Origin of the sequence: Microcoleus sp. AT3-A2, assembly GCF_036705685.1 — a bacterium.
Classification (GTDB): Bacteria; Cyanobacteriota; Cyanobacteriia; order Cyanobacteriales; family Microcoleaceae; genus Microcoleus.
Window position 1 is genome coordinate 99,600 of sequence record NZ_JAUBVF010000014.1, and the last position, 25,234, is coordinate 124,833.

Here is a 25,234-nt window from a genome sequence, read left to right on the forward strand (position 1 = left end):
CATATTTATGCCCACCCATCCCCAAATCGCCAATTTTCCACTCCTAAATAAGCAAAGCAATATTTTCAGTAAATTTACGGATTGACAAATGCAATTAAGTTATAATTTGTCCCCCATATCGGTAGAAGGCCAAGTATTCTTGGAACGTTATCAATTTTAGCTAGATCCGTTAAATTTTTACTTAGATATACACAAGACGGACGCCACTGGCAGAGTAATAGCAATATCTCTCCCACCAGTTAAAGTCATTGTAAGACTTGGATATTTGACTTGTCCACTTAAAGAGTCATTGAATAATCCCTGCTTAAGTTGATAACGGGACTTCCCAAAATAATTAGTGGAGAGTATGATAAAATCGCATAGAGTTAATGTTGAATAAATTTAATATAGCAATCCTTGCAGAAGTCGTAATTTTTTTACCCCACCCCAACCCTCCCCTTGGTAAAGGGAGGGAGTAAGAAATTCACAAATGATGCGAGGATTGCTATAGAGGGTTCGCTTTAATAATAGATGAGTCGGATCTCGTCTCGCGAAAAAGTGGCACAATAACCACAGGTCTGCGAAGACAAGGTATCCGAAAAATTCGCAATAGGGATAACTGCGTAGTATGAGGAACCACATATATATGTAAAGACTTCATTTTTTTTACCAAAATAGGCTAAAATTTGTGATAAAGACTTCAGGATTTTATTTTTAAATTTGGCACTGAGGACTTTATGTTTACTACTACCAACTTAAAAAATGACAACACAAAAAACCTTATGGTCGGAATTGGATTTTAATACAATACCAGAAGAAGTATGGACACAGCTATCCCAAATATTTACAGCAACCCTATTTAAAATAGGTGAGAATCCTGTATCGCTGCAGTCACTGGTGGAACTGATTGTATTGTTTATGGCTATCCTTGTCATAGCACGATATTTTACGAACTTTCTTAAAGAACGCTTGCTCGTCAGACTGGGAATTGACGAGGGAAACCGGGAAGCGATCTCAGTAATTATTGGGTATTTAATGGTAGCTTTGGGAGTGATCGTCGCCATCCAAATCATCGGCTTCAACCTCGCTTCTTTTGCAGTAGTTGCGGGGGGATTGGGAGTCGGAATCGGCTTCAGCATCCAGGATTTAACAACTAATTTTGTCAGCGGCTTAACACTGCTTTTAGACAGACCTGTGAAAGTCGGAGACTTTGTGGAATTAGAAGGATTAATGGGAATAGTCAAAAAAATCTCGATTCGATCGACCATCATCCAAACCACTGAGGACTCTAGCGTCATAGTTCCCAACAGCAAAATGATTAGCAACAAAATTGTTAACTGGAGTTACGAAAACTCCCTACTGTGTCTGCGAGTTCCCGTAGAAGTAGCCGAAAATAGTAACCCGCTGTTAGTGACAGAAACTCTGTTAAATATTGCTTACGCGGAAGCAGGAGTTTTGTACGAACCGAATCCGAAAGTATTGTTTGTCGAGTTTGGTGATGATAGTTTTAAATTTGAACTTTTAGTGTGGACGGACAGACCGATTGAAATAGAATTAATTAAAAGTTCTTTGAATTTTGCAATTGAATACAATTTCCGCCAGCAAAAAATAGAATTCCCGTTCAATGACCGAGAAATTTATTTGCAAAACCCCGAAGTTCTGTTGTCAATGTTCAACAAAAAAGAAACTGCAATTGACCTCCCGAACAGTTACTCGGAAAATGAGCAAAAACCCCCAATTTTTGCAGAGAAACTGAAAAAGCAATCTTCTCTTAGCTGTTTGCTGCGAGAGGTGGAATACTTTGAAACTCTGACTGATCTTGAATTGCGGCAATTGATTGAAGTTGGATACCGCAAACGGCTGCGATCGCAAGAATATTTGTTTCACGAAAACGACCCCGGAGATGCTTTTTACATGATTCTTTCTGGTTCAGTAGAAGTTTTTGTAGAAGCTATTAACAAACATCTGAATAACCTCGGTAGTGGTCAGTTTTTGGGGGAGCTTTCTTTAATGTTGGGAATCCCCAGAACTGCTTCGGTAAGAGCTTTGGAAGAAACAATTTTGTTTGCCATCAATAAAGAAGGTTTTCAGAAAGTTTTAACTGAACGACCGGATTTATCAGAACAGATTATTAAAGAAATAGTCAAACACAAAGAAGAACTCAGCGATAGACAGCAATTATTGCGACAAATGGAATTGGTAGATGCAGCAGAAGAGGATGAAAATCCTGTAGAATGGGTGAGAAAACGGCTAAAAGATATATTTACTGTTTGAAATAATTTATTATGACGCGATTTATTCACGATCTCTTTGCCAAAGAATACCTGGAGGAATTGCTGTCGCCGATCGGAACGGTGAATATCGGCCGCGATGTGACTTCCGAAGTTCGAGAAATCGATGTTTATTTCACTCCCAGCAACGCAATTCCCGAATACTCAGAAACCCTGGGATTGTTGGGAAAAATGGCAAACACAACGGCTATTTTTGAACCCTTTCGCAATCCGGCAAACGTCAGCGAAATTTGTAGCTGTCTGGGTAAGTTATTGGACGTGCGAGGTGAATTGGAGCGAAAATTTAGGAGAGAAAATACTCGCTATGATGACGCTCAGTTACCCAAACTGTGGATTTTGATGCCCACAGCATCGAAAGCATTGGTAGATAGCTTTAATGCGATACCAGACACAGAGAATTGGATGCAGGGAATTTATTTTTTGGGTGAATCTTTGCGGACTGCAATTGTGGCGATTCACCAGTTGCCCGAAACTCCAGAAACTCTGTGGTTGAGGATTTTGGGCAAAGGGGGAGTGCAGCAAAGGGCTATTTCCCAATTAAGCGCTTTAGCAACAGATGATCCGTTGCGGATTATCGCGCTAGAATTGCTGTATCGGTTACAGTCAAATTTAGTAACCAATGTGCCACAAGAATTAGAGCCAGAAGAGCGGGAGTTAATTATGGCCATTACACCACTTTTTCAACAACAAATACAAGCAGCACAGCAACAAGCTAGAGAAGAAGGACTAGAACAGGGACTAGAAGAAGGACTAGAACGAGGCAGGCAAGAACAACAGCGCTTAATTTTAGAAAATTTTCTGCGAGTTAGATTTGGAGAATTAAGTCCCAAAATGACTGCTTTTCTATCTTTAATATCAAAGTTGGCTGCGGCGGAATTTACAGTGCTGTTGCTGGCAATATCGATGCTGACAGTCGATGAATCTGGGCGGGAAGCAGCAGTTAAATTGTTGGCTGAAAGTGTCTTGCAAATGCGATCGCCTGAATTGGGCGATATTCTGCCTACAGCCGTTACTAATTTATTGGCATTGCCTGTGGCAGAATTGACATTGTTGGTAGAACAACTGCCACAGTTATCGGCTGAGGAATTGAGGGAGAGGTTAGGGAAAACACCTGAATAGAACCTCCGATCGCAGCCATAAAGGGATCTCGCTCTTTATGGCATTTAAATCATTCTCAAATAAAATTCCTAGATTCTGTCGATCGCACTTAGGAATTGGACTGCGGGCCTAAAATCAAGTGCAGCAGACCGTCGATCAGTCGATCGCGCTCCATTGGCACAATCTCTTTACCGTGCATCATCTCCTGCATTAACTGAAAATATACCAGCGATCCAATAAAAATGCGCGCCGTTGCCTCCGGATCGGGCAATTTTAACTCTGGATGCGATGCCAAATATTCCGCTAGCCGATCGATCCCTGGTTTAGCTAAGTTTTTCACAAAAGTCTGCGCTAGCTGGGGAAAACGCCCCGACTCCGCAATCACTAACCTCACAAAATTGAGAAATGCTGGTTCGTGGGTCGCCTGATCCAATATATTTGTGGCAACGAATCGTAGCGCTACGGCCGGTTCTGCATCCAGAACTGTAAAATTGACTTTTTCTCGCGCCAGCCGCTGTACCAAAGCAGCAAACAATCCCTCTTTATCTTGAAAATAGCTGTAAACCGTGGCTTTGGAAACTCCCCCCGTCTTCGCTACCTTGTCCATACTCGTCCCCGCGTAGCCGTGAGTTAAAAATTCTTGCATCGCACCTTGCAGGATTTGCTCGGTTTTGTCACTTGCTGCGGCGCTGTCTGGTTCGCTGGGTTTTGTCCTTGCCATACCTTGCTTCTGTAATTTTTATTTGGGCTCTTGACATCATTATACTGAACGGTTTAGTATTGAAATACATCAGAACTAAACCGTTTAGTTTTATTTCTCACAAAGAGGTATGTCATGGTACACCGGGCAACAGCGGACGGCTTATCCTCAACTCCATCCCTAGTTAAACAACTCCTAGTTGTGGCAGCAGTAGCAACCCTGGCGGCAGGGGGAACCACAGGCTACACGATCTGGCGATCGCGCATACCCGATCCCAACGCAGTAGCCGCAGCAGCAGCCGTCACAGCATCCCAATTAACCACAGTTACAGCCTTGGGGCGACTCGAACCCAGAGGAGAAGTAATTAAAGTCTCCGCCTCCGGTGCGACGGAAGGAAACCGGATCGATCGACTTTTGGTGAAAGAGGGAGACAGGGTGAAAACAGGCCAAGTGATCGCAATTTTGGACAGCCGCGATCGCCTGCAAGCCGCCCTCGACCAAGCTCAAGAACAAGTGCGCGTCGCCGAGGCAAATCTAGCAAAAGTGAAAGCAGGAGCCAAAAACGGCGAAATTCAAGCCCAAAAAGCGGCTATTAGCCGTTTATCAGCCGATCGCAGCAACGAGATCGCAGCGCAACAGGCGATCGTCAGCCGCCTAGAAGTCGATCGCAGCACCGAAATTGCAGCGCAACAAGCCACAATTGCCCGCATCAGGGCCGAACAGCAAGGGGAAATTCAAACTCAAAAAGCCGCAATTGCCCGCCTACAAGCCGAACTCCGCAACGCCCAAAGCGAAGATCGGCGCTACTCCCAACTGTATGAACAGGGAGCAATTTCCGCCTCAACTAGCGACAGCAAAAGCCTCGCCGCCGAAACAACTCAACAGCAACTCAACGAAGGAAAGGCAAAACTAAATCAAATTCAGGAATCCCGCCAACAACAAATTAACGAAGCCCAAGCCAAATTGAATCAAATTCAGCAATCTCGCCAACAGCAAATTAACGAAGCCCAAGCCAAACTCAGCCAAATTCAGGAATCTCGACAACAGCAGATTAATGAAGCCGCGGCAAATCTCGATCGCATCGCCGAAGTACGCCCCGTTGACATAGCAGCAGCCGCCGCCGAAGTCAGTTCCGCCGCTTCAGCAGCCAAACAAGCCAAAGCCAATCTGGATCTAGCTTACATCCGTGCTCCCAGAGACGCCCAAGTCCTGAAAATTCATACGCATCCGGGGGAAAGGGTGGGAAACGACGGCATTGTCGAACTGGGACAAACTCGCGAGATGCTGGCTGTTGCGGAAATCTACGAAAGCGATGTGGACAAAGTACGCCTCGGACAAACCGCCAAAATTACTAGCGATGCTTTGATCGGCGAATTGCGGGGAACTGTCGAACATATTGGTTTGCAAGTGCAGCGGCAAAACATTGTTAACACCGATCCTTCTGCGAATATTGATGGTCGAATTGTGGAAGTAAAAGTGCGCTTAGATGAAGCTTCCAGCCAGAAAGTAGCGGGATTCACCAATTTGCAAGTCAAAGTGGCGATCGGGGAAATTAAAGATTAAGAAGTCTTAAACCGCAGCATCGCTTTCTTCAAGCCAAAATCCAAAATCTAAAATCTAAAATCCTATGATTGGACTCATAAAACCCTTACAACAATTAAGACGCAGAACTTCCCTCGGATGGCTGCAACTGAGTCACGACAAAGGGCGAATGCTGGTTGCAGTAGCAGGAATTGCCTTTGCTGACGTTTTGATGTTCATGCAGTTGGGCTTTCAAAATGCGCTTTACACCAGCAATACGCGGCTGCACCAAAGCTTGGAAACAGACTTAGTTTTGATTCACCCCCAAGCGCGAAATTTGATTAATTTGTCTTCCTTCCCCAGACGTAGATTGTATCAAGCAATGAACGTACCGGGCGTGAAATCAGCCGAGCCACTTTACGTGAAAATTGCTAACTGGAAAAATCCCGAAACTCGGCGCGAAACGTCGCTGATGGTGGTCGGTTTCAATCCCAACCACCCGGCGTTTGCGCTTCCAGAAGTTAACCAAAATTTGAGCGCGATTAAATTGCCGGATACTGTGTTGTTCGATCGAGCTTCTAGGGGAGATTACCAAGGAACGATCGCACAAATCGCTGAAGGAAAAGCCGTTAAAGCTGAGGTCGAGCGGCGCACGATTAACGTCAGCGGTTTATTCACAGTTGGAGCATCTTTTGCCGCCGATGGTATTTTGATGACTAGCGATCAAAATTACCTGCGCCTGTTTCCCAGACAAAACGCCGCGAGTGTTAATGCTGGATTAATTCAACTGCAACCCGGTGCTGACCCCGTGGAAGTTCAACAAGTTCTGAAAGCATATTTACCGCCGGATGTCAAGGTATTAACCAAACAAGAATTTATCGATTTTGAGAAAAACTATTGGGCTAAGAATACTGCGATCGGCTTTGTGTTTAATTTAGGCGTCGCGATGGGTTTTGTAGTTGGTGTCATTATTGTTTATCAAGTTCTCTCAACCGATGTCAGCGACCACATGGGAGAATACGCTACTTTCAAAGCGATGGGCTACCGCAATGTTTATTTACTCGGCATCGTTTTTGAAGAAGCTCTAATTCTTTCCGTCCTTGGTTTTTTGCCGGGAGTAGGAGTTTCTTTCGGACTTTACTCTTTAACCCGCCAAGCTACCAATTTACCCCTTTATATGACGCTGCTGAGAGCAGTTATAGTATTACTTTTGAACGTGATTATGTGCACTATTTCTGGAGCAATTGCCACTCGCAAACTGCAAGCAGCCGATCCAGCAGATATGTTTTAAGGGAAAATGAATCAGTTTATAATATTCGGCGGTTGAAACCGCTCCTTGTCAAACGAAGTTCGCCTGCGCGGACTAAAGAATTAAGGGGGTATTAAATCCAGATTTTGTATAAAGTCCTAACTCTCCACATATTTTTTGTAATCCTTCTCTAGTTTCTTCTCTGCATTATCGGCGACGAGAGGGATTTATTCTCTAATCTAAAACCTCACACCCAAAAGTTATGAACTCTACTACTCTGTCCCCAACAACAAACACATTACAGATTCCTGCACCTATAATTTCCGCGCACCAACTCGACCACTACTTCGGTCAAGGTCAACTGCGAAAACAGGTACTTTTTGACATTAATCTCGAAATTAAAGCAGGTGAAATCGTACTAATGACGGGGCCTTCCGGTTCGGGAAAAACCACGCTTTTAACTTTGATTGGCGGGCTGAGATCCGGTCAATCGGGAAGTCTCAAAATTCTCGGTCAAGAAATGTGCAAAGCGAGTTCAGACGAATTGGTAAAGGCGCGGCGCAAAATAGGCTATATTTTTCAGGCGCACAACTTGCACCGCAGTTTGACGGCGCTGCAAAACGTGCAGATGGGTTTGGAAGTTCATGGGAATTTGTCGCGTTCTCAAATGCGCGATCGCTCTGCAAAAATGCTAGAGTTAGTAGGATTGGAACAGCGGATTAACTATTATCCAGATGATTTGTCGGGAGGACAAAAACAAAGAGTTGCGATCGCCCGCGCTTTGGTCAGTCAACCGCAAATTGTTTTAGCTGACGAACCAACAGCCGCCCTGGACAGCAAATCCGGTCGCGAAGTGGTGAATTTGATGCAGCAACTTGCCAAAGAACAGGGCTGTACTATTTTGTTAGTAACCCACGATAACCGAATTTTGGATATTGCCGATCGCATCGTTCACATGGAAGATGGAAAATTAGCCTAATTTTTAAATTTCCGAAGAATCGACATCACCCATAACTCCCCCATTTTTAATTTTGGATGTCAAAATTTAATCCAAAATTGCCAAACCCCAATCTAAACTCGTCATGGGACTGTTTACTAATTGCGAACAATCAATCCTTGGCGGTAAATCCCCAAATTTTGCAGGTACATTGCTTCGAGTTTGGGCATTGAGGATTCCACGGAACCGCCATAACGCCGAAAAGAAGGCCAGATGTAAGCGAGTTTTCTAACTGCTGACTCCAATCGACCCGCTTCTATATCTTCTAATGCACCTTTTTCTCGGATTAACTCTATAGCCATCAAATCTTGATTTTCTGGGCTGAAATCGCGGACGCCAAATTTTTTGGCAAATCTGTCCCAAGTTGTGCTGAGAAACTGATATCGCCCCGCTGCGTCGGAACAGAGTTTTTTGCCGTAGCGGCGGCCGCACCTCATTTCCCTGGGATGATCTTGAAAGCTGACAAATTTCGTACCGGTGTACTGGGTGCGGTAGCCGTCGAGGCTAGCGGTTCCTTCGGCGGCTGCGATGGTGTCGAGAAAGGCTTTGACTCGACGTTCGGGCCCGATGCTATCGAGTCTGCGATCTGGTGAATTCAGGGTTGCAGTTTCCGGTGATCGATCGCGCTCGATGTTATCCTCTCCTTTGTCTGGTGAATCGATCGCCGCAACTTCCTGCAGGCGTTTCGGGGCGGGCGAGCTTTCTGCCGAGACCGATTGCCCCCACAGTTTCGGCGTCATTCGACCCAAAAAAAAGCAGAAACAGATTAACAAAGTCCAAGAGATTCTAAAACGGAGGCGTTTGGACATTTGCCTGCGCTGCCGCACCGGCCACCCGTGCAGAGGGATGGCTGCGGGCAAGATTCCCGTTTGCTGGCCGAAGGCGAACAGCGATTTCAGCGCTAGCAAGGTTTGCTTGTAGAAACCGGGTGCAAGTTTGCGAGATCTCATGGCTGCGGCGAAAGTCTCGACATCAGTCAGAGTCACTTCTGCCAGCGGTTTTTCTACAAACAGCCGAAAACGGTTGGCCGCCTGCCAGCTAAAGCGCTTGCTGCGGGGGGATTTGCGCTCCACCCACAGGCGAATTAGCTCGATGTCTGAAATGGGTTGCAGATGGCTTCCCAGATGTTCTGGCGCGTACAAGAGTACCTCCTGATATCACTTATAGTTGAAGGTTCCCAGTTAGAACGGATGAGTGAAACAGGGATCAAGGGAAACTGGCTTCAACTATACTAAGTGATACTACTAAGCGCTCACGGGGTCAAGCTCAAGGGCCGATTGTTCGAGCAGTTGAGTGTAAAGTTGACTGAGTTGGGAGGCGATACCGTCCCAACTGAAATAGGTTTCGACGCGCTTGCGGGCTATGTGTCCGAGTTGCTGGCACCATACTGAATCAAGTAACAAGCGATCGATCGCATGGGCAAAGGCTGCTTCATTTTTCGGCGGCGCGAGCAAACCTGTTTCTTCCTGCACTACAGTATATTTCAGCCCTCCCACGTCCGAGGCGATTACGGGCGTGCCGCAGGCCATCGCTTCAATGGCGACTAAACCGAAGGGTTCGTAGTGGCTGGGAACAACGCAGACATCGGCGGCGGCGTAGTAGGCGGGGAGAAGGTCTCTGCTCAAGGTGCCGGGAAAACTGGTAATCTCGCTCAGGCCGAGTTCTTCCACGATGCTGCCGATACGATCGCGCTCTTTCCCATCGCTTTCCCCCGCACGCCACCCGCCGCCAATTATGAGTTTTAAATCGGCTTTGGGTACTGCAGACAGGCTGACGGCGCGGACTAAGGTTTCGATGCCCTTGCGGGGGTCGAAACGGCCGACGTACAACACGACTTTGGTTTCGGGGGCTATGCCCAAGTAGCGACGGGCGGTCGATCGGGCGATCGAGCCGAACCGTTCAGTGTCGGTACCGCAGGAAATGATGTCAATGTTGCCTTTGGAGGAAACCAGAGACCTCATGTGTTCTTTTTCTTGGGGGCTGGTAGCCACCACGCGATCGGCTGTTTCCAGAAGTGTTTTTTCTACTTGCAACCTGGTTTTGGCAATCATCGGAATTGTCGAAACCGACTTGTATTTAACTGCTGCCAAAGAATGGTAAGTGTGAACTTGCTGCAGAGGTTGGGATTTTTTCAACTCCATTCCCACCCAAGAAGACAGCCAGTAATTCGTGTGAACTAAGGGATATTGAAAGCCTGACTCTAACTGAAACTTCTGAAATTCTTGAACAAAGATTGGCAAATATCCGTAAATTTCGTCGCGGGGAATAAATTCTTGTGGCCCTGCTACTAGCCGAATTGTCCGGCAATTCGGACTGTGCTGTACAATTCTTGCTTGTTGGCGATCGGATGAGCGGGTGAACATATCAACTTGCCACCCCTGTTTTGCCAAAGCTTCGCCTACTTGACGCACGTAAACATTTTGACCGCCCGCTTCTTCTTTGCCAATTTCCACAGCGGGATCACCGTGTACGGAGATGAGAGCGATGCGTTTTTTAGTTAATGAAATCATCATTGTTTACCAAAAAATATTAAAAATATTTCAGGAGAAGATTGAAAGTGCTATTTTGGCTGCTGCGCCGGGACTGTAATCTTCTAGCTAATTTGTATTAAAGTGAAAATGCGGGATCGATAAATCATCCTTCAGGGATAAGTTGCAGGGAAAAATTGACATACTAATTCCTTCTGCTGACAGAGACGTGCAGCAGCTAAAACTCTAGATAATTTAAATATAAATAAACGAGGGTGAAGGGGATTTGCTGTATTCTGGTCGCTGTCAAACTCGCACCTCCTAGCCATATCTAACTAGAGCCTGCTTTCAGCTTGCTGCTAGAGATGCGAGGTCAGCAAAAGGTATAATTTTACCCCTCTGAATCAATCAGTAGGGCTTTCGAGAAAGCAGAAGTCGGTCGTCCCGAAGACTGAATGTTAGAGGGCAAGCGAAAAAAAAAGCAAAATTATTGCATTCAAAATTTTTCTTTCGTTCCGCCTTGCACATTCTGCCTTTTTCCCTCTTCCTTCTTGCTTTTTCTGTCAAAACCGGAGTGCGAGTTTAACCTCTTATTTCCAGTTTGTGTAATGTTAAGAGTTCTTCCGATGTTTGCGTGCGGAGGATTCCCCCTTTTCGCTGTTGAGGATATTGTTTCGGGAACCGGGCATTCTGGAGCCGTATCTGTTAGTCCAAACTTGGGTAAACTCGGCACCTAAGAAGAGAATTTGAGCGGAATAATTAATCCAAAGCAGGATAATCACGAAGGAGCCCGCAGCACCGTAGGTAGAGGCAATACCGCTACCTCCGAGGTAAGCTCCTATTAGGGATTTGCCGATCGTAAACAGCACTGAGGTGATGGCGGCGCCGATCCAAACATCATTCCAGGCAAGATGGACATCGGGCAAAAGTTTGTAAATTAAGGCAAAAAGCAGCGTAACTACGCCAAAGGAGATAGCAAAGTCCACAATCTGCCAAATGCCGACTGGTAAGTGCAGCAAGCCGTTCAACCAATAGCTAACCGCTGCTAAAACTGCGCTAATTACTAAAGATACTAGCAGTAGAAAACCTATGCCTAAAATCATCGCAAAAGACAATACGCGGTCTTGCAAAAATCCCCAGATTCCGCGTCCGGGAGGAGGTGAAACATTCCAAATAGTATTGAGGGCTTCTTTAAGATTAGTAAACACGTTGGAAGCACCCCACAAAAGTGTAGCGATGCCAACTAAAGTAGCAATCATTCCCGACTTTGGTTCGGAGGCTTTGAGGATTAGTTCTTGAACGGTTTGGGCGCCATCTTTGCCGATTAAACTTTGGAGTTGGGCGACGATTTGACCTTGGGCTGCGTCGGCACCAAAGACTAAACCGGCGATCGCAATTACGATAATTAGCAGCGGGGCGAGGGAGAAGACTGTGTAATAGGCTAGGGCGGCGGCTAAGGTTGGCGCTTTATCTTCTTGCCATTCAGTAAAAGTTTGTTTGAGCAGCGATATGACTGTTTTCAAGTTCACGGCATTTGGTTTCCTTATACTTAGCGTTCACCAAGGGATTTTAATAGGTTAGGAGTTTTTTAGCGTCGGCCACAAGATAGATTTATCTATTAGCAAATTTGGAAGATTACTTTTATGTCAGATTCCCACACAACTTTTAACAGCACCGATGTAAAATCGTCCAAAAAAGCAATTTCTTGGGCAAAAATCAGCGCATTAGTAGCGGTGGTCAATTTCTTGCTGGTACTTTTCCATTTCAGTTACCTTCAGTTGCGCCCTGTTTATCAAAGCTATTTTCCAGGTTTAGTTAAATTTTATGACCCGATTAAAGGGATTGATTCAAGTTTGCTAAATCCCGAATATTTGAAAAGCGCTGACCAGTTTTGGCGAATTGATACGTATTTTATTGGTTTTTTTGGGGCGGAATTTTTGATTAAAAGTCTGTTCCACACCCGCCGTAAGCCGGGGGTAACTTGGTTTGATTTTGTGCTGAGGCGCTGGTACGAGGTGTTTCTGGTGATGCCGATTTGGCAGGGGTGGCGGATTCTGCCGGTATTGGTGCGGCTGCACAAGTCGGGTTTGGTGAATCTCGATCGCGTAGTTGCTCAAGTTACCTACGAACCGGTGGCTTATTTAGCCAATACGATGTCGGAATACATGATGGTGCGGTTTATCAATCAAGCTAAAAGTTCCATCAAACAGGGCGACGCGGCGCAGATGTTGCTGGCGCAGCAGCCGTACCTTCACGTCAATCAGGAAAATACGATCGAACAAATTACCAAGCGGATTTTGGATCTGACAATTTACAAAGTTTTGCCACAGGTGCAACCGGATTTGGAAGAATTGCTGCACCACAATTTGGAGGCGACAATCAAACAGTCGGATTTCTATCAAATCCTGCAAAATTTCTCTCCGATTAATATTTTGCCGACGGAGATGACGGAACAACTAGCGAATTATTTGGCTCAAACTGCTGTTGATGTGGTATCTACTACTTATGAAGACGATAAAGGTAGAAAAATTCTGGATAATTTCAGCCAAGAATTTAATCAAAGTTTGCGGCGGGAATTGCAAGATGAGAAAACTATCGGGGAATTGCAGTCGCTGCTGTCGGATTTGTTGGAAGAAGTGAAGTTGAATTACATTCAAGGCGGGTTGAAGTCCGATCCGGTGCAGACTTTTACGGAAATTAACTCGCTCCGGGGAGTAAGGGAGAGTTGATACATCACTGAGTTCCGGTTTGGTGAATTAGATTTTTTTTTACTCACATTTTGCACCATTTTCAAGAACAGGCAAGATGCCTGTTCCACAATAAAATTCATCTCTTGTGGAACAGGCATCTTGCCTGTTCCTAAACAAGTAATTGAGGATGGTACAATATCTCAGTTAAAACGAACCGCGAAGACGCGAAGAGCGCGAAGGAAGAGAAGAGAAAGAGTCTACAAGTTCTACGGGTAAGGTGCGCCTCGGCGCACCTACGAATAAGGGTAGTGGGGATATCCGAAATGTCGGGGGATAAACCTATCTGAATCGCCAGCTAAAATAAAAGAATTAGCCTAAAACATCTATCATATTAGATATCTATCTTGGACAGCATTACTTGCCTGGAAATACAAGTAGCCCAAACACTGCTGAGGTTAGCAATGTTGGTTGGCTTAACACTTTTAATCGCCTTTTTTGTGGCGTCAGAACTAGCATTAGTATCAGCCGATCGCCATCAAATCCGCCAACTTGCCCACTCGGACGATCGCCCAACTGCTAAAACCGCCGAACTCGTCCACCAAGCTCAGAAAAACATACCGCATTACCTGTCTGTGACTCAAACTGGCACAACAGCAGGGAGTTTGCTGTTGGGTTGGTTGGGTGAGGGAGCAACTGTACACTGGATCGAACCGTGGATCGACAAATTGCCGATCGGTCATTTTCCCGCTATGCTGACTGCTCATTCGATCGCAGTTCCCGCAGCTTTTATCTTAGTAACTTACGTAGAAATAGTCTTAGGAGAACTAATCCCCAAAGTATTAGCAACCCACGCCCCAGAACGCACCGCTTTGCTGCTGATGCCGGCCCTCGAACTCTGCTCAAAATTACTGTGGCCACTGCTAGCAATTCTCAACGGTACCGTGCGGCTGCTGACCGATTGGATTACCAGTAAAGAGTCTCAACCGCTGCTGTCACATTCCCAGGCAACTTTCGTTCAAAAAGATGCTCATTCAGCACTAATTTCTGGCAATTGGGAAGTGACAGCAGTTAACGAAAAACTCGGGTTAAACCTGCCGACTAACCAAGCGTACCAAACAATCGCCGGATTCGTGATCCACAATTTAGGTAAAATCCCAAATCAAGGCGATCGGCTATTGTGGGGCGAGTTGGAAATAGAAGCAGAAAATGTAGTAGAAGGCAGTTTAGAAACAGTGCTCTTGCGTCAGGTAACTCGCCCTTTGTTTGAGACTCAGCAGCCAGAACTTGTGTTGAATTGATAGCAAATCCAGGTTTAATATCCCCTTTTCCCCATGTTCAAAGCGATTAATCCGCTGCAATAACTTGGATTTACTCTCCGTTTGGCGATCGGGCTAAAACAGTGTTAGGTTGTAATTAGTCGCTCAGTGCGACAACCTACCAGAAATCTGCAAATTGAATAAAGCACAGTTTATGAGGTGGATATGCTAAAAACACTTTGGGCTACTGTTCGACAAGGGAAAATTGAACTGTTGGAGTTATCAGAATTACCCGAAGGGGCAAAAGTATTAGTAACACTCTTACCTGATGAAGAAACTGAGTTTTGGCTTCAAGTCAGTCAAACATCACTAGATACAGTTTGGGATAATACTGAGGATGATGTCTATGCCCAGCTACTCTAAAAATGACATAATTTTGGTTCGATATCCCTTTTCAGACTTGTCTAGTTCTAAGGTAAGACCAGCAATTGTTGTGAGTGCGCCGCACGTATCTCAAGACATCATGATTGTGCCATTGACAAGCAAAACAGCATCCTTACTTGAGGGTGAGTTCGTACTTGCTGAATGGTCAAAAGCAGGGTTAAATGTGGCCACAGCAGTCAAGCGAGGTTTGTATACAGTACATGAAAGCTTGATTGCAATGACGATTGGCAAATTAGCAGATTCTGATGCTGAGCGACTGGAGCAATCTCTTCGAGGTTGGTTAGGGTTTTAGTGCAGCTATACACTATAATATCCTGTGTTTTCGATACAAATTACCTTCGTTTACTTCACAGCAAGCTCGATCGCACCCCCAACAAACTGCTCGTAATCCGCCAACAACCACGCCGGCAAACAAGTCTTCGCATCCTGAACCCGCAACTGTCCAGGCCGACAATACAGCATCGCCGCCAACAAATTATTCACAGCTTTAGGTGTTCCAAACCCTTTACTCAACTCAGCAACCAACGAGTTAAAAAACGCGCGATCGCTCTCATCCAGCGGCTTGTTAATAAACCTGCAGCCCAGCATTTCTTTGTAACCATTGCCAAAATCACTCCGGTACAAAAGTTCCAGTTGTTCCCCGGAAACGCTCAGCCATAAATCGGCAATTTGCTTGCGAATTTGCCGCAAATCTGCTATTACCAATTCAGCCGTCGGGTCGATTTCATAAAGATTGACGGCAGCAGTTAATTGATTGAGAAACTGCGGCAGATAATCTTGTTTGACAAGTGGTTGTTCTGTTGTTGCAAATGCGCTTTCAAACACCTTTTCGTAATCTTCAAGCAACCACTGCGGCAAGCGGGTGCGAGCATCGGGAACCCGCATTTTACCGGGTACAAAATACAGCATCGCACCCAGCAGAGCATTGATAGCTTGAGGCTGCACCAACCCTTTGCTAATTTCGGTCAGTTGCTGCAAAAATTTTTGTTCCGCTTCAGTCATCGATTCTGCTTGCAAGCCGCAGCTAAGAATTGCTTGATATCCCTTGCGAACGTCTCCTCGGTAAAAATTTTCGAGTTTTTCTGAAGGAATAGTCAGCCAAAAATCAGCCATTTGTTTTCTGATTTGGCGGAGTTCCAAAACTACCGATTCGTCTGACGGATCGATGCGGTAAAGATTGACGCATCCTAACAGTTGATTCGCAAATTGTGGCGATTGAATGTATTGAGCTAGCAAGTCAGAAGTTGCATCAGACTTGACGGCGGCTTCCGTCTCAAAAACTTGTTCGTAATCCCCAATTAACCAGTGCGGCAAACGGTTGCGAGCGTCGGGAATTCGCATGGTTTCCGGCGGGAAATACAGCATCGCCGCGAGCAAGGCGTTGACAGCTTTGGGATGCACTAATCCTTTGCTAATCTGGGTTAATTGCTGCAAAAACATTTGTTCGCTTTCCATCATCGGTTGACGTTGGAAGTCGCTTGTGAGCAGGATTTGATAGCTGTTACCTGAAGCGCTTTTGTAGGCGGTTTCGAGGTTTTCGGTGGGAAGGTTCAGCCAAAAATCAGCGATTTGTTTGCGGATTTGACGCAGTTCGGATATTGCTGAGATGTTTGAGGAGTTTCGTTGGTAAAGCTTGAGGGCATTCGAGAGAATCTCGCCCAAATCTGGCTGCTTGGGAATGCTATCCTGTAAGCTGCGCGATGCTTCCAGGTGGCTGGTTTGCCATTTGCCAAAGAGTTCTTGGAATAATTTGCCGATCGCCCCAGAGTATGCAACACTGTCAAAACAGCGCGGATTGCCTTGCATTTTTTGCTGAATTTCCTGCCGTTTTTGCTGCCGCAATTGCGGGTTAGTGCCGAGGGTAACGGCTAGCTGAATGTAAGATGCTTCGTCATACGCAATTAAATCAGACATTTGCAGTTCCCGCAGCATCGCCGAACCTTGGCGGAACCGCAAAGCATTTCCTTCCACAACCACCACCGGCAATCCTACTTGCAAAGGGTCAATTAACGATGTTGCCCCAGCATAAGGATAGGAATCGAGATAAACATCTGCTAGCTGCAAAAATTCTTTCACATCCGCGCGACTAGGCAGTTGTTTTACGAACCGCAAGCGGTTGTTATTGACGCCGTATTTAGCACAGACAGCGTTCAGATTGTTGACAAAAGGTGTTGCCGGATAGGTGCGAGTCCAAGCCGGCCCGAAGGGATATAAAATCAAGATTGAATCGGGTACAGCAGCTAGAATTTTTACCCAACTCTCCCTCAACTCCGGCAGAATTTTGTAGAAGTTGGCGCCGGAGATAAAAACGGTTGTATTGTCTGAAATCCCCAGACTTTGGCGGGTAGGTTTAACTGTAGCAACTTCCGATTCTGTTGCGTATGTGAAACAAAAACCGCTGCCTTCGAGAACAGCCAACTGTTCGCGATATTGTTCTTGATAACCAGCATCCGGCGCGGTAAATTGACCTGCGATGTAGTAATCCATGTGGCGGATTCCGGTGGTTGTAGGGGAACAGAAAGATGTAGTTTGTACCCGCGCTAAACGGTGGATTGCTAGTGAAGTCAGCGGTTTGTTAATAGCTGTTAAATTCGTACCGAAAAACAGGATATCTAAGTCGTCGGCGCGGATTGTTTGGACTTGCGATGCAAAGTCTTTCGGGAGTGCAACCAGTTTGTCGGCGCGACTTTGACAGTATTGTTCTAATTGGTGACCGCTGGTGTTGAGCGCGTACAGGTATATCTCGAACTCGTTGCGGTTTAAATGCTCGAAAACCGGGATGGTAGCGAAGGTTTCGGTTTGCGGCGCGAAATGGTCGTTGATGATGCCGAGGCGGATTTTTGTCCGATTTGGCGATCGCGCCGGGAAGATACAATCAATTGAACTGCCGCGATTTTTGAGCGAAAACTCAATAATTTCCGCCCGTTTGGTGTAAATATCGCGTAGGTTGGCCGTGGTAAAATAAAGCGGGATAAAGTTCGCAACTTGCGCGAACAACAAAGCAATATTCTGCCACAGGGGCGAATCTGGATTTTTGAACAAATTAGTATGTAAGTAATCAATCCAGCCTTGGATGAATTGATAGTAAGTGTCTGCTTCTCCTCGGGTTTGAAATACGTTCGGACAAGTAAACATGAATTTGAGATATTCGTTGGCGAACCAATTAGGCACTGTAGCGCGATCGTACTTGAGCGGCAATTGGTCTGCCCGTCGGTACAGCATGGCTGCTAGCAGGTAATTGATGGCTTTTGGCTCGTTAAATCCTTTCGCCACATTGGCGACTAATTCGCTCACAAAACCCTCTTCTGTATCCGTTAGCGGTTCATATCTAATGTCGCTAGCCAGCAGCGCTTGGTGCTGTTTGCCTGCTTCGCCTGCAAAGGCACTTGCAACTTGTTCGGCTGGTAAGCTAAGCCAAATTGCTGCAATTTGTTTTCTAGCTTGGCGGACATTTGCTAGTGCAGATAAATCAGCGGAATTTTTCTGGTATTGCTCGATAATGCTTGACAATAAGATTGGATCTGCCGGCGATTTTGCCTGGATTTGCTGTTGGCTGCCGCAGGCTTGCATCAACGCTGAACTAACTGTTGTTGCCATTTTTGACCAAGAGAATTTTTTAACTTGTTCCCTACCAGCAGCAATTAATATTTGACGGTGGTCAAAATTTTGAATGTCAATAAAGGCCTTTGTCAGTTCATCAACATCCTCGCCCTTCACATATAAAGCTGCTTGACCCAATACTTCAGGAATGGAGCTATTTGGAGACGTAATTACTGGGCAACCGCAGGCTATGGCTTCCAGCAATGGCAACCCGAAACCTTCATATTTTGAGGTCTGAACTAATGCTAAAGCGCCCGAATAAGCGCTTCGCAATTCATCGTCGCTCAGTTTTAGCAGGTGAACTGTGATGTCGGAAGTGTATGCTTGCAACTCTGTTTCTAATGCCGAGTTACCGCCGACGCAGACAATCTCAAATAGATGTTTACTGCCAAATTGAGAGAAGGCTTTGAAGAAGAAAACTGCATTTTTATAGCCGTTAAATCCGACGCGATCGCCAACCCAAAGAAAGTAAGGCTTTGAAATACCATATTTCGTCTTTAATTGGTTAACTTCTACCAATGTCGATGGTGAGAATTTCCTATCAATTCCGCAATGAGCAACTGTTACCGACTCCTGAGAAATATCTGGAAAGCATTTTACTAAATCGCGGGCTGTATTTTCGGAAATTGCAACGTATGCAGAAGCATGGCGGATACCCTGATGTTTCTCTTTCCACATCGGGTTAGCTAGATTCGCTCCCATGACTTCTGGAATCATGTCATAAGCCATGAATACAGAGGGTGTCGCTCGCGGTGTAGTGTAGTAAGTAGAAATAAACAAATCGGCTTTTTCTTCATCGCAGATTTGCTGCAACATTTCGCGATCGCTTTCAGTATTACTATAGTCATAAGCTGCGACTTGCCGATAATTTATTCCGGCAATTTTGGGAGCAGTTCCATTGCGATCGAGGACTAGGATGTGCTGACTGAAACTCTGACTTGCCCATTCTGTAATTAATGAATGCCAGACGCGGGTAATTCCAGAGTTGTGTAGCTGAAACATTACGCCGTCTATGATAATTTTGGGCGATTGCTTTTGCGTTTCTGAAGTTGGCTGTTGTTCAGATTCGCTCGACAGGAAGACAGCGGGCAGCAAACTAATTACTTTTGAGGAAGTGCTGCATTTCAATCCTTCTCGAATTTGGGCGATCGCCGAATTTACATCCCCTCTAGCAATCATTGAATGCGCTATTTTTAGAGCTTCGATCGCATAGTGTTCTTTCGCCTGATTAGATAATTGCTCAGCGATATTTTGGGGAAGGTAAGATTGGGAAAGTTTAATAGCCTTGTGAGCGTCTGCAATGTTCCCCCCAGACTGCATTAAGCGAGAAGTTTCTGAGGCTGAGTGCAGGCGGAAACACGCTAAAATCTGAGGTTCATACCAAACTTTACAATGACATGCAATTCTTTTCCACATCTCCCAGTCAGCAGCAGAAGCAGCTTGCGCCGAAAACCCACCCAATGTTTGGTAAACGCTGCGCTTGACAACAATAGAAGCAAATTGAATCCTTTGCCGGACTGCAATTCGCTCTAAGAAGTTTTCTATAATCCCCGCTGTTTCCCGTTCAATTTCCGATAAAAATTGCTGATTTCCACCTGCATCTATATAGTAGTGGCGGCAGAAAGCAGCTCCTACATTTTGAGCGGTTTCTAATGCTGTTTGCAGACTCTTGTAAAATCCTGGCAAGACAATATCATCTTGATGCAGGATGTGAACCCAATTACCGCGAGCACGCTGGATGCAATCATTCCAGTTAGCAACTTGACCCAGGTTTTGAGATTGCTTGTAGAAAGAAATTCTACCGTTGCCGACTTTCTTGACAATTTCCTCTACATCAGAATTCGCAGAGCAATCATCGACTACCTCTATCTGCATTTCGCTGGAGTTGGGAGCTTGTTCCAGGACGCTTTTGAGCGTTTGTTCAAGATAGTGATTTTTTGGGTTGTAAGTCGGTATTATTACTGACCAAAAAGGTCTGTGAGTGCTTGTCGATTCAGGAGCGATCGCCGAAACTGTAACTTTTTTACCCTCTTCCCAGTCCCCAACAAACTCTTGCAAAAACTTAGAATAATTTTCCGGGGTTATTTGCAAAGTTCTATTTACATCTATCTTAGGGATTAACTCATTTTGTACAAAAGTTTTTAGCTGTGGATGCCAACCGTATCGCTCCGTAGTATGCAAAACCGATCGCGCCGCTTTAAGAAACTTCCAGTTTTGCAGGAGAGCTTGACGAACCAGATTCAAATAGAAGTTAAAATTTAAGGGAATTTGCTGGTGAAATCGGCGTCGCGCTTCGGGAAATCCTTGCACAAGAGCAGTATAAGCACATTCAACGGCGTGTTCTACCGAGCAATCCGTCATTTCTAAAACTTGCTCTGATGACTGTTGCCAATATTCAAGATCGTGCGCGATCGAAGCATATACTGATGTAGATGCCAGCAACAACTGAATCATCGGTAACGGTTTAGCCCAATCTGTTAATACTGTCTGCGTTACGCCGCTAGAACAGCCAATTAAAAGACTGCAATATTTGCTTAACTCCGCATTTTCTCGCAGAGTCAACACGCTACCATCAATAATTCGTGCATCTGCTACTGGAATTTTCAGGTTAGACGAAAGAATAATGCTGCAATCCGGTAAGCGAGACAGCAGCGATTGAGCAACAGACAAAGCATATTCTGGCTTAACAAAAGATTGACTGCTACTGCCCGTACATTCAAATAAAATAACATGACTGCGTTTCAGCAAGCTGTGCTGCTCAGCAAAATTGCGGACTCTTTCAATCTCATCAGTTCGCAGGCGCAGAATATTCTGGATGGGAACAGTAATCGGTTTTGGATAGCCGCGAAAAAGAGATGCTTTAGTAGTTCCATCATAATTTTGATAGTTATTTGGACTCACCTGCGTCAAAAATACTTCATCAAATTCACCGCGATTAAGACGCTGCTGTACTTCTTTTTCCAACTCATACCAAGCTGCTACTATTTGCTGCCAATTATTGGCGGGAAATTCCCAAATTTCATCAACAAATGGATTCTCTTCAATTACACTCCGGCACATAGATGAAATTGCCCAAGTTAAATGGCAATTTGGATAATCCTGCTTGATTTGCCGAGCCAAAGTGGTTGCATGAAGGCAATCACCATTTAAGCCAAGTTGTCCTAGCAAGATTCGCTTGCCAGAAGACTGTTCAGAAGTAAAAAATCGTGACCAAGAACGTTCTGACTGCAAGCGCGGTATCTCAGTTTCTAGGGACTTCGCGCTTCCCTCCAGAACAATAAGTTGGTCAATGTAGGGATTGTTTTGCAGCGCCCTCTCACTTTCAGAAGTAGTGAACCATGTAATTATGCAGTTTGGTTCGCTGTTTTTTAGCTCTTGGGCTGTTTGCAGATATGGCGATATTTCCTGGGGCCCAAAAACCGCAAAACCGTAATGTTTGTGGATAGGTGTATAGGGGTAAGAAGCGGGCTGAGATAATTGTTTCATCATTCAAATACCTAAATTTAGAGTGTAATTTTATCGGGTCTCGATCATCATAACTGCGAGTTGTCGCAGGTCTATTTTTGGTTGCCAGTGCAGGCTGTGCATTAGCGCGGGATTGGATACTAATCGCTTATATTCAGTCTGAAAATTCTCAGCCGGCTCTACATAGCGCGTCCAATCCAAACCGAGGTGCGAAAAGCAGACTTCTATCCAATCTTTTATGGAATGAGTTTTGCCGGAACCGATGGCTGCTTCAAAAATATTATCCTGCTCAATCAATGTCATTATAGCCTGTGCTACATCACCCGCAAATGTCCATTCTTTCTCTACAGAGATATCACCTATTTGCAGTTTTTCATCAGCACCCCGTAGAATCTGCTTAGCTGCAAGTACAATTTTTTGGCTGACATGATTGGGTTTTCTGAGAGGGCTTTCGTGATGGAATAAATATCCTACATAGGCTTTGATACCGAGACTTCTGTAATATCTGGCTGCATAAACTGATTGAATGCGAGCAACTGCATAAGCACTGCTTGCTTCAAAAGCAGTATCCTCAGAAATAGGATTGCCATCATTATAGAATTGAACACCACTACCTGTAATAAAAACTTTAGACGTGGGGCTGTGTTTGTAAACTGATTCTAAAATATTCAGTGTACCGCTAGAAATTGCTGCATGATTTTCAAACAGTGCGTCGTGTCGCGTCGTTGATTTAGCAGCTAAGTGAAATATGTAGGTTGGTTTGTATTCTTTTACGAACTCCTCAACCTGCTCGCAGTCAGATACATCGCCACGAATCCAATCTCCCGATCGCGATAAGCCTATAGGTTTGATTCCTTTGGACTTGCACAACTCACTGAGATAATATCCGTCTTGTCCGTTAGCACCAAAAATAAGAGCGTTCACAGTTTATTTTTCTGAAAAACAAAGGTGGCAAATGTATAACGACATCCTTCATAGATAAAATCTGGATTCGGACAATCCCACTGCGGAACGTCAGGGAACACACAATTTTTCAATAAAGGAAGAAGTCGTTGTCGGAAGTCTTTCTGAGTGTAAAGGCGGAAGTCTACTGCCGGAATGCGATCGCCCGGTTTATACTGATCGTTGTAATCGCACGTTAAAATTCCAGTACCTCCGGGTGCCAAAAGTTCAGCGATTTGCACCATAAACAGTTCATCATTTTGGACGTGCTCGATCACAGATGTTGAAAAAATAATATCATAACTGCCCTTGATAGTAGACGGTTTCTGAAAATAGGTGTTGAGATCGCAATTGATAGCCGGATCGATTTCTTCCATGGGGTAGCCGAGCTTTTTCAATGCACCAGCAGCACTATCTTCATAACTGCCAATACATAAAATTTTAGGAGCAGCAAACTTGGACGCAATTTTTTGCACAGTATCCAAAATAAAAGCTTGCTGAATATTAGCTTCCGGTATTTTACGAACCATCATCTCAGGAACCAGCGCAAATAACTGATTAATAATAGGTTGGTACTGCGATCGGGCAGCATCATCCAATATCCGATTCAATGATGTTACATTGGGAATACCAACATCTAAATACCTGTTGCTGTGCCACTTCTCTTGCTTCCCTAATACTTGAGCAAGCATACGTTCATAATCCAAAACGAAACTAGCTTCGCTCCACTCATTGTAAAACGGCACAAGCGGTGCAATACCGTTATCAACAATTTGTTTCAAACTTGAATCTTCAATACAAATTGAAGGCTTTGCCGAAATAATATGTCTGAACATATTGCTTTTTGTGATTGCAATAGGTCTCTTTACAGCCAGCGCGTGATCGATCGTGCTCGATATACCACGATTCTCATGTTTTTCATAGAAAAATGCGTTAACCGTATTTTGTGCAAGAAAATCAAGTAATTTTTCTTGACTGAGAAAGTCGTGAGTCAAACTGAGTTTAATACCGGGCTTAACGATCGACTGCTGACATCGTTGTGCTATAGCAATTGCTTGGCTGCCGTCAGCATCGCCAAAAGTCGCAAAGGGAATATGCAGCCTAATCAGTGCCTCGTCATACTCTTGCTGTACAGTGGCAATGACCTTCTCAAATCCTTTACCTTGCATTCCAAATCCAAAACTCCCAATAGTAGGGATCTCTGGTAATCTGTAATTATTCGTGTAGGGCAGTACAATTCTTCCCGTTTTAAAAACAATTGGATTCTTCAGTTGCAATGTAGGATCTGGGCCTATATGGTACTGAAAAAGTGTATTATTTGCTGCATCTGCTACTCGCTGGGTAACTTCGTGAATAATCCCAATGTGTGGTACATTGATGGATTGAAGTATTTTCTTATTAACCCAAGGTAATGTCGAGGAATAATAGTTGTAAATAATTGCTGATGGTTTTACCTTGTTGACATTATCCAAAAACTCTTCATAACTTGAACATTCCGCATATATAAAAGAGTATTGAGTTGATTTTTTGAGCGCTTCAGCAATATTAAGACCGTACTCATGCACGCCGCATTGTTTTTCCTTGTGGGAGACAATCAAAATTTTATCTAGCAAGTTATCGTTGTCTTTGCTTGCTAGTGGTTTGTGCAATTTTGACTCGCTCGGAGAAATAAGATTTGCTGTCTTGGTTTCCCCTGTAAGTAAGCTAATATCTTCCGCAAGCTTCCCAAGCCATTTTTTGACTTCTTCATAATTTTTGGCATAAACCACCGGATTTTCCAAGTTATCCCAAAGCTTCTCTGGTAAATCCCAACCAACTATACAGCGAGGTTTATATCGATTAATCTCCGTTTGGGAGGCGGCATTTATAGCACTTCCTTTCATCAACAAACCAATACATTTGTCTCCTATTTGCGATAACTCTTTAAGGTTCATGTCGCTGCAATCAACAATATTCGCAGCGGCAAATTTAGGGGGAGCTGAACAGTAAAAATTGATAATAGGAAAATCCGATGCAATCTGCTTCAGATGTGCGTTTAAATAAAAATAGCTTTGATTCGAGAAAACTTCCCCGTTTTCTACCAAAATGCTGTTTTTTCTAACTTCTATTACCTTCTCGGGCTGCCCAAAGAAGGTAATCATGGGGATGTGAATCGGTATCGACAGCAGATATTTATGATTTATATGCTGCTGATACATCTGACGATTAAAGGTATGAACGTTATTTTGGTAAGTCATACCGTAGAGTTTCAAAATATCCTCAAAAACTCCAAACCACATATTGACAAATATGGCATCATCGGGGCAGTTTGGTGTGGGTTCTGTGCCTTTGTATTCGCTGCCTTGATACAGCGCGATCGGCAGTTCGAAATCCTGCCAAAGATAAGTAGAGACTTCAGCGCACTCCAGGGTAATTTTCACCCCCGCAAAACTAATTCTAACCGCCTGAATTACGGCTCTTGTCAAAATCACATCGCCGCTGTGAAAACTGTTATGAATGAAGAAATGTGCCATAGCTTTATCCTGTTGTGCGCT

At 44.7% G+C, this 25,234-nt stretch carries 16 protein-coding genes; 9 read left to right on the forward strand and 7 right to left on the reverse strand.

Annotated elements, in window-relative coordinates:
- Nucleotides 1–741 precede the first annotated feature (741 nt).
- Nucleotides 742–2,253 (forward strand): mechanosensitive ion channel domain-containing protein, encoded by a 1,512-nt coding sequence (locus QUB37_RS11300; protein WP_333161915.1) that lies wholly within the window; start codon nucleotides 742–744, stop codon nucleotides 2,251–2,253.
- Nucleotides 2,254–2,264: 11 nt separating this feature from the next.
- Nucleotides 2,265–3,389 (forward strand): flagellar assembly protein H, encoded by a 1,125-nt coding sequence (locus tag QUB37_RS11305; protein WP_333161917.1) that lies wholly within the window; start codon nucleotides 2,265–2,267, stop codon nucleotides 3,387–3,389.
- 88 nt (nucleotides 3,390–3,477) lie between these two features.
- Here the strand turns inward: QUB37_RS11305 and QUB37_RS11310 are convergent, their stop codons facing one another.
- Complete coding sequence (locus tag QUB37_RS11310) at nucleotides 3,478–4,089, reverse strand: TetR/AcrR family transcriptional regulator (RefSeq protein ID WP_333161919.1); 612 nt, start codon at nucleotides 4,087–4,089, stop codon at nucleotides 3,478–3,480.
- 114 nt (nucleotides 4,090–4,203) lie between these two features.
- On the opposite strand from QUB37_RS11310, the gene QUB37_RS11315 reads away from it, so the two are divergent.
- The 3 genes from QUB37_RS11315 (at nucleotide 4,204) to QUB37_RS11325 (ending at nucleotide 7,817) form a co-directional block, all read left to right on the forward strand.
- The gene (locus tag QUB37_RS11315) at nucleotides 4,204–5,631 is read left to right on the forward strand and encodes an HlyD family efflux transporter periplasmic adaptor subunit (RefSeq protein WP_333161921.1); all 1,428 of its coding nucleotides are present in this window, start codon (nucleotides 4,204–4,206) and stop codon (nucleotides 5,629–5,631) included.
- A 64-nt stretch (nucleotides 5,632–5,695) separates the two neighbouring features.
- Nucleotides 5,696–6,880, forward strand: a complete 1,185-nt coding sequence (gene devC / locus QUB37_RS11320; RefSeq protein WP_333161922.1) for an ABC transporter permease DevC — start codon at nucleotides 5,696–5,698, stop codon at nucleotides 6,878–6,880.
- A 220-nt stretch (nucleotides 6,881–7,100) separates the two neighbouring features.
- Complete coding sequence (locus QUB37_RS11325; protein ID WP_333161924.1) at nucleotides 7,101–7,817, forward strand: DevA family ABC transporter ATP-binding protein; 717 nt, start codon at nucleotides 7,101–7,103, stop codon at nucleotides 7,815–7,817.
- Between the two features lie 116 nt (nucleotides 7,818–7,933).
- On the opposite strand, the gene QUB37_RS11330 is transcribed toward QUB37_RS11325, so the two are convergent.
- The 3 genes from QUB37_RS11330 to QUB37_RS11340 all read right to left on the reverse strand — a co-directional run bounded on the left by QUB37_RS11330 (nucleotide 7,934) and on the right by QUB37_RS11340 (nucleotide 11,832).
- Entirely contained in the window at nucleotides 7,934–8,977 is a 1,044-nt protein-coding gene (locus QUB37_RS11330; RefSeq protein WP_333161926.1) for a glycoside hydrolase family 104 protein, read from the reverse strand.
- Between the two features lie 102 nt (nucleotides 8,978–9,079).
- The gene (locus tag QUB37_RS11335) at nucleotides 9,080–10,345 is read right to left on the reverse strand and encodes a glycosyltransferase family 1 protein (RefSeq protein WP_333161965.1); all 1,266 of its coding nucleotides are present in this window, start codon (nucleotides 10,343–10,345) and stop codon (nucleotides 9,080–9,082) included.
- A gap of 569 nt (nucleotides 10,346–10,914) precedes the next feature.
- A complete protein-coding gene (locus QUB37_RS11340) occupies nucleotides 10,915–11,832 on the reverse strand; it encodes a YihY/virulence factor BrkB family protein (RefSeq protein ID WP_333161927.1) in 918 nt (305 codons plus the stop codon).
- Between the two features lie 114 nt (nucleotides 11,833–11,946).
- Here QUB37_RS11340 and QUB37_RS11345 point away from each other — a divergent pair, with 114 nt between their 5' ends.
- The 4 genes from QUB37_RS11345 to QUB37_RS11360 all read left to right on the forward strand — a co-directional run bounded on the left by QUB37_RS11345 (nucleotide 11,947) and on the right by QUB37_RS11360 (nucleotide 14,985).
- Nucleotides 11,947–13,032 carry a hypothetical protein gene (locus tag QUB37_RS11345; RefSeq protein ID WP_333161929.1) on the forward strand — a complete coding sequence of 362 codons (1,086 nt, stop codon included), beginning with the start codon at nucleotides 11,947–11,949 and terminating at the stop codon, nucleotides 13,030–13,032.
- A 365-nt stretch (nucleotides 13,033–13,397) separates the two neighbouring features.
- Nucleotides 13,398–14,291: a CNNM domain-containing protein gene (locus QUB37_RS11350; RefSeq protein WP_333161931.1), complete on the forward strand. Its 894-nt coding sequence runs from the start codon at nucleotides 13,398–13,400 to the stop codon at nucleotides 14,289–14,291.
- 183 nt (nucleotides 14,292–14,474) lie between these two features.
- Nucleotides 14,475–14,672, forward strand: a complete 198-nt coding sequence (locus QUB37_RS11355) for a hypothetical protein (RefSeq protein WP_333161933.1) — start codon at nucleotides 14,475–14,477, stop codon at nucleotides 14,670–14,672.
- On the forward strand, nucleotides 14,656–14,985 hold the full coding sequence (locus QUB37_RS11360; RefSeq protein WP_333161935.1) for a type II toxin-antitoxin system PemK/MazF family toxin: 330 nt from the start codon (nucleotides 14,656–14,658) through the stop codon (nucleotides 14,983–14,985). The genes QUB37_RS11355 and QUB37_RS11360 overlap by 17 nt, the downstream gene beginning before the upstream one ends.
- 50 nt (nucleotides 14,986–15,035) lie before the next feature.
- Here the strand turns inward: QUB37_RS11360 and QUB37_RS11365 are convergent, their stop codons facing one another.
- Genes QUB37_RS11365 through QUB37_RS11375 form a run of 3 tightly spaced genes read right to left on the reverse strand, consistent with a single transcriptional unit; the run spans nucleotide 15,036 to nucleotide 25,213 of the window.
- Nucleotides 15,036–21,782: an O-linked N-acetylglucosamine transferase family protein gene (locus QUB37_RS11365; protein ID WP_333161937.1), complete on the reverse strand. Its 6,747-nt coding sequence runs from the start codon at nucleotides 21,780–21,782 to the stop codon at nucleotides 15,036–15,038.
- Nucleotides 21,783–21,809: 27 nt separating this feature from the next.
- Nucleotides 21,810–22,682 (reverse strand): GDP-mannose 4,6-dehydratase, encoded by an 873-nt coding sequence (locus QUB37_RS11370; RefSeq protein WP_333161939.1) that lies wholly within the window; start codon nucleotides 22,680–22,682, stop codon nucleotides 21,810–21,812.
- Nucleotides 22,679–25,213, reverse strand: coding sequence for a methyltransferase domain-containing protein (locus QUB37_RS11375; protein ID WP_333161941.1), 2,535 nt, complete (start codon nucleotides 25,211–25,213; stop codon nucleotides 22,679–22,681). Before QUB37_RS11375 ends, QUB37_RS11370 begins: the two co-directional genes overlap by 4 nt.
- Between the last annotated feature and the right edge of the window lie 21 nt (nucleotides 25,214–25,234).

What these genes read in the sequence shown, in the direction of transcription:
- QUB37_RS11300 (WP_333161915.1), top strand. Translation starts at nt 742, where the DNA reads ATGACAACACAAAAAACCTTATGGTCGGAATTGGATTTTAATACAATA.
- QUB37_RS11305 (WP_333161917.1), top strand. Translation starts at nt 2,265, where the DNA reads ATGACGCGATTTATTCACGATCTCTTTGCCAAAGAATACCTGGAGGAA.
- QUB37_RS11310 (WP_333161919.1), bottom strand. Translation starts at nt 4,089, where the DNA reads ATGGCAAGGACAAAACCCAGCGAACCAGACAGCGCCGCAGCAAGTGAC.
- QUB37_RS11315 (WP_333161921.1), top strand. Translation starts at nt 4,204, where the DNA reads ATGGTACACCGGGCAACAGCGGACGGCTTATCCTCAACTCCATCCCTA.
- devC (WP_333161922.1), top strand. Translation starts at nt 5,696, where the DNA reads ATGATTGGACTCATAAAACCCTTACAACAATTAAGACGCAGAACTTCC.
- QUB37_RS11325 (WP_333161924.1), top strand. Translation starts at nt 7,101, where the DNA reads ATGAACTCTACTACTCTGTCCCCAACAACAAACACATTACAGATTCCT.
- QUB37_RS11335 (WP_333161965.1), bottom strand. Translation starts at nt 10,345, where the DNA reads ATGATTTCATTAACTAAAAAACGCATCGCTCTCATCTCCGTACACGGT.
- QUB37_RS11345 (WP_333161929.1), top strand. Translation starts at nt 11,947, where the DNA reads ATGTCAGATTCCCACACAACTTTTAACAGCACCGATGTAAAATCGTCC.
- QUB37_RS11355 (WP_333161933.1), top strand. Translation starts at nt 14,475, where the DNA reads ATGCTAAAAACACTTTGGGCTACTGTTCGACAAGGGAAAATTGAACTG.
- QUB37_RS11360 (WP_333161935.1), top strand. Translation starts at nt 14,656, where the DNA reads ATGCCCAGCTACTCTAAAAATGACATAATTTTGGTTCGATATCCCTTT.
- QUB37_RS11365 (WP_333161937.1), bottom strand. Translation starts at nt 21,782, where the DNA reads ATGATGAAACAATTATCTCAGCCCGCTTCTTACCCCTATACACCTATC.
- QUB37_RS11375 (WP_333161941.1), bottom strand. Translation starts at nt 25,213, where the DNA reads ATGGCACATTTCTTCATTCATAACAGTTTTCACAGCGGCGATGTGATT.